This window comes from Leisingera sp. F5, assembly GCF_001593695.1.
On record NZ_LUKH01000533.1, the window covers coordinates 1 to 2,184 of the forward strand.

The window sequence follows — 2,184 nt, forward strand, 5'->3', positions numbered from 1 at the left end:
GAATATTCCCATGCCCGACCAGATGCAGCGTATCGTGCTGGCCAGCCGCCCCGAAGGCCAGGCCAGCGAAGACAATTTCCGCCTTGAGGCGGTGGACCTGCCCCAACCCGGCGAAGGCGAAGTCATTGTAAAAGTTCACTATATGTCGCTGGACCCCTATATGCGCGGACGCATGAATGCGGGCAAGTCCTATGCCCCGCCAGTCGAAATCGGGGAAATCATGACCGCCGGCGGCGTTGGTAAAGTGATTGCATCGAACAGCCCGGATTTCCAGGCCGGCGACTTTGCCCTGGGCATGTTCGGCTGGGCCAGCCATGCCTGCGTTCCTGCGTCTGAAATCCGCAAATTGGACCCGCAGCTGGCGCCGCTTACGACTGCGCTTGGCGCTCTCGGCATGCCGGGGTTTACCGCTTGGCATGGCTTAGAGGCCTATGGCCGCCCGCAGGCCGGTGAAACCTTGGTGGTCGCGGCTGCCACCGGCCCGGTGGGGTCAATGGTTGGCCAGCTGGCAAAGCAGGCAGGCCTGCGCGTGGTCGGCATTGCGGGCGGTGCTGACAAATGCAAGCTGGCGGTGGAGACCTTCGGCTTTGACGCCTGCCTCGACCACCGCGCTTACGCATCGGCCGAAACACTCAGCGAAGCCCTGGCCTCTGAATGCCCGCACGGCATCGACATCTATTACGAAAACGTCGGCGGCAAGGTGCTGGAAGCGGTGCTGCCCAATATGAACAACTTCGGCCGGATCCCGGTCTGCGGCATGATCGCCTGGTACAACAGCGCTGAAACCGATCTGACCGCCCCCGCCATCTGGCGCTCGGTGCTGACCAGATTCCTGTCCGTGAACGGCTTCATCATCTTCAACCACTACGACCGCTACCCGGAGTTCCTGCAGGAGGTTGCCCCCAAGATCGCCAGCGGCCAGATCAAATACCTGGAAGACATCGCCGAAGGGTTGGAGAACGCGCCCAAGACCTTCCTGTCGATGATGCAGGGCGGCAATACCGGCAAGCAAATCGTCAAGCTGGTCTGAGGCAGGGCGCAGCGGCGGCGCATCGCGCAACCGCGCGGAGCGGGCACGGAAGCCGGAACGGCGCCCGGCCGCTCTGCGCCGCCTCAAACATGCTGCAGTTTGCGCGCCTCGACCTTGGCCAAGCGGATCAGCTCTTGCATGTAAGGCTTCTCGCGATCCTCGGTCCGGATAGCTGCGTAAAGCCGCCGGGTGATCCCGGACTTGGTCAACGGCCGAGTCACGTAATCCGAGGAATATTTCACCTCCCGAACCACCCAGTCCGGCAGCACCGACACGCCGCGGTTTGACGCCACCAGCAGCAGTATTACCGCCGTCAGCTCCACTTGCCGGATCGAGGCAGGCTCAATCCCCGCCGGGATCAGCAGCTGGCTGAACACATCCAGCCGGGTCTTGTCCACCGGGTAGGTGATCAGGTTCTGACCGATGAAATCCGCCGCCTCAACGAATGGTTTCTCCGCCAAGGGATGCTGAGCCGAGGCAACAAACACAGCATTGTAATCAAACAGCTCGATAAACTCGACGCCGGCGATGTCCTCGGGATCGGAGGAGACCACCAGATCCACCTCCTCTTTCTGCAGCGCGGGCAGCGCGTCAAACGCCAGACCGGGCCGGATATCCACATCCACATCGCCCCAGTTCTTGCGGAACCCTTCCAGCACCGGGAACAGCCATTCGAAGCAGGCGTGGCATTCGATGGCGATATGCATCCGCCCTGTATTGCCATCCCGCAAAGAGGAAAATTCTGCTTGTGCTGCTTCAAGTTGCGGCAAAACCTGCTCTGCCAGCCGCAACAGGCGCAGTCCCGCCGGCGACAGTTTCATCGGCTTGGAGCGCCGGATGAACAGCTCTACCCCCGCTTGCTCCTCCAGCCCTTTCACCTGATGGCTCAGCGCGCTTTGGGTGATGTTCAGCTGATCCGCGGCGCGGGCCAACCCGCCTGCCTCGTGAATAGCCTTGATGGTACGGAGGTGACGGAACTCAATATGCATTATTCAATTGCGCTCATGTTGTTCTTGAGGATTATGAAATTGTCTCACAATGCTGCGCGTGCAACAAGAGCTGAAATCAACCTAGCGAGAGACCTGAGATGACGACGCCCAAGATTTCCTTTGAATTCTTCCCGCCGCAGAATCTCGAAGCCTCCTTCCGGCTTT

At 60.6% G+C, this 2,184-nt stretch carries 2 protein-coding genes; one reads left to right on the forward strand and one right to left on the reverse strand.

The window, feature by feature from the left end; translation table 11 throughout:
• Positions 1 to 10: 10 nt before the first annotated feature.
• On the forward strand, positions 11 to 1,030 hold the full coding sequence (locus tag A2I95_RS32880; protein WP_291736588.1) for an NADP-dependent oxidoreductase: 1,020 nt from the start codon (positions 11 to 13) through the stop codon (positions 1,028 to 1,030).
• A gap of 83 nt (positions 1,031 to 1,113) precedes the next feature.
• On the opposite strand, the gene A2I95_RS32885 is transcribed toward A2I95_RS32880, so the two are convergent.
• On the reverse strand, positions 1,114 to 2,019 hold the full coding sequence (locus tag A2I95_RS32885) for a LysR family transcriptional regulator (protein WP_027259366.1): 906 nt from the start codon (positions 2,017 to 2,019) through the stop codon (positions 1,114 to 1,116).
• Positions 2,020 to 2,184 lie beyond the last annotated feature (165 nt).

What these genes read in the sequence shown, in the direction of transcription:
- A2I95_RS32885 (WP_027259366.1), bottom strand. Translation starts at nt 2,019, where the DNA reads ATGCATATTGAGTTCCGTCACCTCCGTACCATCAAGGCTATTCACGAG.
- A2I95_RS32880 (WP_291736588.1), top strand. Translation starts at nt 11, where the DNA reads ATGCCCGACCAGATGCAGCGTATCGTGCTGGCCAGCCGCCCCGAAGGC.